At 71.3% G+C, this 6,777-nt stretch carries 5 protein-coding genes; 4 read left to right on the top strand and 1 reads right to left on the bottom strand.

Going from position 1 to position 6,777, the window contains the following annotated elements; translation table 11 throughout:
• The first annotated feature begins 63 nt into the window (after positions 1–63).
• From fxsT to ACVNF4_RS30235, 4 genes are read left to right on the top strand one after another with little or no spacing between them, the layout of a single operon-like run.
• Positions 64–1,500, top strand: a complete 1,437-nt coding sequence (fxsT, locus tag ACVNF4_RS30250) for an FxSxx-COOH system tetratricopeptide repeat protein (RefSeq protein ID WP_461806069.1) — start codon at positions 64–66, stop codon at positions 1,498–1,500.
• A gap of 40 nt (positions 1,501–1,540) precedes the next feature.
• Positions 1,541–2,479, top strand: a complete 939-nt coding sequence (locus ACVNF4_RS30245; RefSeq protein WP_461806068.1) for a MinD/ParA family ATP-binding protein — start codon at positions 1,541–1,543, stop codon at positions 2,477–2,479.
• Between the two features lie 9 nt (positions 2,480–2,488).
• Positions 2,489–3,508: a hypothetical protein gene (locus ACVNF4_RS30240; protein WP_461806067.1), complete on the top strand. Its 1,020-nt coding sequence runs from the start codon at positions 2,489–2,491 to the stop codon at positions 3,506–3,508.
• Complete coding sequence (locus ACVNF4_RS30235) at positions 3,505–4,614, top strand: cation:proton antiporter domain-containing protein (protein WP_461806066.1); 1,110 nt, start codon at positions 3,505–3,507, stop codon at positions 4,612–4,614. The genes ACVNF4_RS30240 and ACVNF4_RS30235 overlap by 4 nt, the downstream gene beginning before the upstream one ends.
• Here the strand turns inward: ACVNF4_RS30235 and ACVNF4_RS30230 are convergent.
• Positions 4,574–6,391 carry an endonuclease/exonuclease/phosphatase family protein gene (locus ACVNF4_RS30230; protein WP_461806065.1) on the bottom strand — a complete coding sequence of 606 codons (1,818 nt, stop codon included), beginning with the start codon at positions 6,389–6,391 and terminating at the stop codon, positions 4,574–4,576. The two genes, ACVNF4_RS30235 and ACVNF4_RS30230, sit on opposite strands and share 41 nt — an antisense overlap.
• Positions 6,392–6,777 lie beyond the last annotated feature (386 nt).

The raw sequence follows: 6,777 nt of genomic DNA, 5'->3' as shown, positions 1-6,777 counted from the left end.
CTCGCGGCCTCACCATAAGGTCAGCTCAGAGGTCACGCATCCCGGGAGGCTTCCTCACGCACGGTGATCGCCGAGGCGGGGCACACGGCCGCCGCCTCCCGCGCCGCCGCCCAGCACGTCCTCGCCTCCCTCGTACCGCCGGAACCCGACGCCGGCGCACAGGAGGTGTTCGAGGAACTCGACCAGCACGTCGACCCGAGCGGCGCCGCCGGCAGCGACGACCCCGACGTACGGCGCTGGCTCGTCAGCCAGGTCCGCCACCGGCGCCTCGCCCGCCGCCTCGAACCCGCCCGCACCCTCGCCGAACAGCTCCTGGAGACCTGGACCGAGCGGCACGGCGACCTCGAAGTCACCACCGACGTACCGACGTTGAGGCTGGCCGTCGAACTGGGCAACATCCACCGCGACGCCGGACGCTTCGCCGAGGCCGAGGAGATCAACCACCGCGCACTGGACCGGCTGCGCGCCGAACTCGGCCTGGAACACCCCTACACCCTGCGCAGCGCCACCGGCCGGGGCGCCGAACTGCGCGCCCTCGGCCGGGTCCAGGACGCGTTCGCCGAGGACCAGTCGACCGCCGACATCCTCACCAGCGTCTTCGGCCCGGACAACCCCCACACCCTGATGGCGTTCCTCAACCTCGGCCTGTCCCTCGCCATGGTCGGCATGACCGCCGAAGCCCTCGACCTGCACCGCGAGACCTACGAACGCTGCCGCCGCGTCCTCGGCATCCGGCACGAGCTGACCCTCAGCCTCGCCGTCCAACTCGGCTGCCGCTACCGGGAGTCGGGCGACTACGCGACCTCCCTCGCCCAGCTCCGGCAGGCGTTCGCCGACGCCGAACGCCACCACGGCGAGTCCGACCCCGTCACCCTGTACGCGGGCCGCGCCCTCGCCGCCACCCTGCGCCGCACCGGACGCCACGACCCCGACCGGCTCAGCACCGCCCGCAAGTGCGACGCCGACGCCATGGCCGGCTGGCTCGCCTTCGCCGGACCCGGCCACCACGAACGCCTCGCCGCCGGGCTCGCTCTGGCAGCCGACCTCCGGCTCCTCGGGGAACACCCGGAGGCGTGCAGGCTGGCCGAGAACTCCGTACGTGACTACGCCGGTTGGGGCGAGAACCACCCCTTCCACCGGATCGCCCAGGTCGACCTCGCACTGTGCCGGCGCTCCGCCGGAGTCCTCGACGGCATGCTCGAACTGAGCGAACAGGGCTGGCAAGGGCTGGCCGAAACCCTGGGCGACGACCACCCGTTGACCTTGATCGCCGGCCTCGACCACGCCAACGCCCTCGTCTACGTGGGGGAGTCGGCCGCCGCCCTCGCCCTCGACCGGCGCACCTACGACCTGCTGCGCGTCCGCTGCGGCGACACCCACCCCCTCACCGTGTTCGCCGCCGGGAACCTCCAGGACAGCCAGGCCCGCAGCGGAGAGAGCGGCGTCGGCGTGCCGGGCACCGCACGGACCGAGATCGACCTCGACGTGCCGTACATCTGATCGAGCATCAGAAGCCGTATCCGGGGCATGAGGTGGTGACTTGACAGTGCGAGAGAAGGGCAAGGCCATGGGGGACGGACGGGAGTTCGGGCAGCCCTGGTCGGTCGCGGTGCTCTCGCCCTGGCGGGGCACCGGGGCGAGTCTCGTCACGGCCACCGCCGGGGCGCTGATCGACGCCGAGATGGGGGACAAGGGACAGGACGTCGTCCTCATGGACGCGGACGTCGAGAACGCCGGGCTGAGCGGGCTGCTCGACGCCTGGTGGGGCGAACAGGGCGGTGGGCCGGGGGAGTTCGGTCAACAGGGCCGCGGGTCCGGGTACTTCGACCGGAGCGGCTGCGGGCTGCTCGGGTTCGCCCAGGAGGAGAAGATCGCGCTGGCCGACCGGGCCGCCCAGCCGATGCTGCGCGGACTGCGCTCCCGGGACGGCCGCAGCAAGGACATGTCCCTCTTCACCGGCCTGCGCGGCAGGGGGAGTTCGGCGTTCGCGGGACGGCGCGACCTGCCCGAGATCGTCGGCCGGGCCACCGAGTCCCTCGCCGAGGTCGCCGGCTGCCTCCTCGTCGACTGCGGGGCCGGCTGGGGGCCGTGCGCGCTACGGGTGTGCCGGGCCGTCGAGCACGTCTTCGTCGTCGGCCCGCCGGACGGCCGTACCCATCCCGCCGTACGGGAACTCACCGCCGGCCTCGAACACGCGGGGCTGCTGCGCAAACTCGTGGGGTACGTGGCGAACAGACCCGGTCCGGGTCCGCGAATTTCCGGACGGAATCCGCAGAACCGGGTTGGAGGCGGACGTTCCACGGACACACTGGCAGTACGCACGATTCTGGACCTGCCCTACGACCCCCGAGCCGCCCAGACCGTCGCCCAGGGAGCGCTGCCCGGCCCGCAGAGCCCCTTCGGCAAGGCGTTCCGCGCGGGCCTCGAAGCGCTCGAACCCGACCTGTTCCGCACCGGCTTCGGCCCAGGCGGCCACTGAGGAGGCGTGGTGGACACCGCGGACACCGACCGAACCGACACTCCCACCGGGATCTCGACGGTGACCCCGCTACGGCTGCGCGCCGCCCATGTCACCACCGCCAGCGACGACTTCGTCGGCCTGTGCGCCGACGCGCTGCACCCGCACGGGCTCCACCACGTCGCCGCCTACCACCGGGGTGTCTACAACTACTCCGTGGACATACTGGAGTCGGTCACCGAGGACGCCGCCGTCGACCGCGACCTCTACATCCGTGTCGGGCGCCAGCTCAACTTCCTCCTCGGGCGCATGGACCGCGCGCTGCGGCCCGCCGAGAGCGGCCGGCTGATCCGCACGGTCCTCAGACTCGGCGAAGCCTCCGTCTTCCACTACTACGTCCGCCCCGGCGAGTACCTCACCGGCGTCTGTCTCGGCGCCGAGCACGACGAAAGCGCCGACCGTGCGATGGCCGCGCTCGCCACCCGGTTCGCCGCGACCCTGCGCCAACGCGGCCTGAACTACGGCGGGTTCGAGGAGGACACCTTCAAGGGGGCGCTCCCCGGGGCGCGTTCGAGCAGCGGGCCCGCCACCGTCGCCGAGGCCCTCCACACGGACCGCTCCGGCGCCGTCGGCCCCCACCCCGAGGCCCTCCTCGCCGCCTGCGCCGCCGCCCTGTCCGTCGAGGACCTGCACTACGTCGCCTACCTCGACCCGTCCGGCTTCCTCTCCGCCGACGTCCTCGAACTCGCCCCGCTCGCCCCCTACTTCCGCAACATCAGCCGCCAGAGCCGGCGCGACCGCTACCAGGACGTCGCACGCCGGCTGCCGTTCGTCGTCGCCCGCCTCAACCACTCCCTCAAGGCGGTCCTGCCCGGCCGCCTCACCCGGACCGTCCTCGACGTCGACGAGGGCGCGCTGTACTACTCCGTCGTGGGGGACGGGCCGTTTCTGCTCGGGGTGACGCTCAATCAGGACCGGGTGTTCCACGCCGACTTGAGGATGGGGGAGCTGGCAGGCGCGGTGGAACGCGTTCTGGAAGCCGACCGTTGAGGCAACTCGCCCTGCTGCTGGGCCTGTTGGCGGCCGGCTGGGCGGTGGGGCAGGGGACCGGTGAGGTCGCCGGGTCCGACGGGTTCCTGTTCCTGACGATGCTGCTGCTCGCCGTCGGCCTGTACGGCAGCACCTCCGACATCTCCCTGCGCGAGGCCCGCGAGCACCTCGGACTGCTGAGCCTCGCGGTGACGGTCGGGGTGGTCGCCAAGGCGGCGTTGATCGCGGGGGTGTTGTGGCTGACGCTGGACGACCCCGAGTACCTCGTCCTCGCGGTGACCGTCGCCCAGGTCGACCCCCTCTCCGTCGCCGCCCTGCGCGACTCCTCCCGCATGTCCCCGCGCGCGAAGACGATCCTCTCCGTCTGGGCGTCCTTCGACGACCCCGTGACCGTCCTGCTCACCGCCTTCACCGTCCCGCTGGTCGCGGACGGCGAGGGCCTCGGCGGCTCGGCGAGCGGCTACGCGGCCCAACTCGGCTGGAGCGCCGTCCTGGTGGTGGCCGCCGGCGCGGTCTGGTGGTGCGGACAACAGTTCGGACGACGCCTGCGCGGGCGTCTCGCGGACGTCGCCGGAGCCGTGCTGGTCGTGGCGATGCTGGTGCTGGCGGCGTCGTACACGCTGATGCTCGGCATCGCCGTCGTGGGCCTCTTCTTCCGGCCCGCGTTCCTGGGGCGCTGGGTCGGCGCGGTCACCAAAGGCGCCTACGCCGTCGCCGCGTTCCTCCTCGGGATGCTGCTCGTCGGGGGCGTCAGCCTCGGGTACGGGCTCGTCCTGGGCGCCTCCGCGTTCGCCGCGCACGCCGTCGTCGCCTCGGTGCTGACCCGGCGACTGGGCCGCACCGACCGGGTGTTGCTCGCAGTGGGCCAGCAGAACGGGGTCACGGCGATCGTCCTCGCGCTCTCCCTGGAGCCGGTGTTCCCGAGGGCGGCGGCGATCGTGGCGCCCGCGATCGTCACCGTCAACGTCCTGCATTTCGTGGCGAATTCGGTGGCCGGTAGGCCGAACGGCCCGGTCCCGTGGCGACATCGGGGACCGGGCCGTCGTAGCCGGGGTTCAGGTACGGCTACGGCTGGAAGCGCAGGACCTGCGGGTCGTGGTCGCTGATCTGGTCGTGGAACTCCGAGTTGATGTGGACGCTGTCGTACTCGAAGTCGCAGGAGCGGCGGATCGAGGGGCTGACCAGGATCTGGTCGAGGACCTGGGTGTTGCCCTGGTAGACGTAGGAGTAACGCTCGCTCCTCGGGAGGGACTTGATCGCCGACCAGAGGGCGCCGTCGGTCTCCAGGATCTTCGCGGTGTCGGAGAACTCGAAGTCGTTGATGTCGCCGAGGGCGACGACGTCCGCGTTCTTCTGGGTGTCGAGGATGTTCTTGACGAACGCGTTGACCAGCGTGGCCTGTTGGTGGCGCTGGACCTCGGAGGAGCGGGCCGGGGGCTGGTACTGCGAGGTCAGCGCCTGGTCACCGCCCTTGGAGTTGAAGTGGTTGGCGATCACGAAGACCGTCTTGCCACGGAACACGAACTCGCCGGCGAGCGGCTTGCGGCTGTTCTTCCACGCCTCGTTCGCCGGGTCGATCCGGCCCGGGGAGACGGTGAGTTCGGCCTTGCCGCGCACCTTCGTGACCCCGACGGCCGTCGTCGCGTCGCCGCCCGCGCGGTCCGTGAAGGAGACGCGCTGCGGGTTGAACAGGAACACCTGGCGGATGTTGCCGCCCGGCTCACCGCCGTCCTGCCCGTCGACGGGGGCGATCGAACGCCAGTCGTACTTCGGGCCGCCGGCCGCCACGATCGCGTCGATCAGCTTGGTGACGGTGACGTCGGCGGCGGTCGTGCCGTCGTTCGTCGCGCCGTTGTTGTCCTGGATCTCCTCCAGGGACACGATGTCGGGCGACTTCAGGTTGTTCACGATCGCGGCGGCGTGCTCGGCGAACGTGTTGTCCGACGGGTCGAGGTTCTCGACGTTGTAGGTGGCGACCGCCAGCTCGCCGCGCGACTGCTTGCGGGTCGACTCGCGCTGGACACCGGCGCTCTTCAGCGTGCCGAGCCGGCTCGCGACGAGGGTGTAGCCGCCGAACTGGTTGTAGTCGAGGGGACCGGTGGTCGCACCCTTGAGGGTGTCCCCTACATTCGCCGCCGGGAAGTCGGCCGTCGCACCGAGCGACTGGATCTGGAGCCGCCCGGTGTTCTGCGACCCGTACGACCCGTAGACCGTGCCGCCCCGCCGGTTCGCGTTCTCCCACGGCTTCACCGTCACCCACAGCTCGGTGTGCGGGTCCGTGGCGCCGACCACGCGGGTGTCGGCGACCTCGACGTTCATGCCCTCCAGGGACTCGAAGTAGTCCAGGGCGTACTTCTTCGGCTCCAGCGGGAGGGTGTTGATCGAGCCGTTCGGGGCGGGCGCGTACGCGGCCGGGACCGACCGCGCGCTGATCACGACCGGCGCCGGGACGGCGTTGCCGCTGGAGACGACCGTGGTGGCCGGCTTGGTGATCTCGGTGACCGCCTGGTTCCCGGACGCGGTGCCGCCGGGCACGAACTCGGAGACGGTGCCGGTGACGGTGACCGCGTCCCCTACGGCGACACCCTTGGGGGCCGAGCCGGTGAAGACGAAGACACCCTCACTGGTCGCCGGGTCGGCGTCCGGGTTCGGGTCCTGGATCCAGAACCCCTTGGACGAGCCGTACGTGCGGATGCCCGTGACGATGCCCGGGACGTCCGTCACCTGCTGTCCGGCGTACGGGGAGATCCGGGTCGTCCCCTGGATGTCGTGGATACGGACGGTGTCCGCGTGCGCGGGCGAGACGAGGACGACGGTGGACGCGGCCGAGCAGACGGCGGCGACGGTGAGCGCGGCGAGACGCGCGGACGACTTGCTGGGCAAGTGATCCCTCCGGGGCGGGAACGACGGGGTGAGGACGGCAAGGCGCGTGGGGGGACGACGTGAGTGTGACACGCGTAGAAATCGGCGGAACGGTGAACACTCATGCCCTGTTTCTACGCGCGTCAATCTCCTTGTTGATCGAGCCACTTGTCAAGGTTTCAGCCATGTACGGGGGCTGACCGGCAGATGAACCGGGTGGCATGGGGTGAAACCCGTCTAGGCTTCGGAGTGAGTCGTACGGGTCCGGTCAGGGCCGTACCCGTAGTACTTCCGTCGCTAGGAGAATCAGCCCATGTCAGACAGCTCCCCCCTGCCGCCCGTGCGGCTCGCCCCCGAAGCGGAGCTGGCCCGGGAGGCCCTGGCCGCGCCGCTGCTGGCGCGGGCCG

The organism is Streptomyces sp. S6, assembly GCF_054880855.1.
Note: the sequence above shows the minus strand (reverse complement) of the source record. Positions and strands in the feature narration are given on the sequence as shown.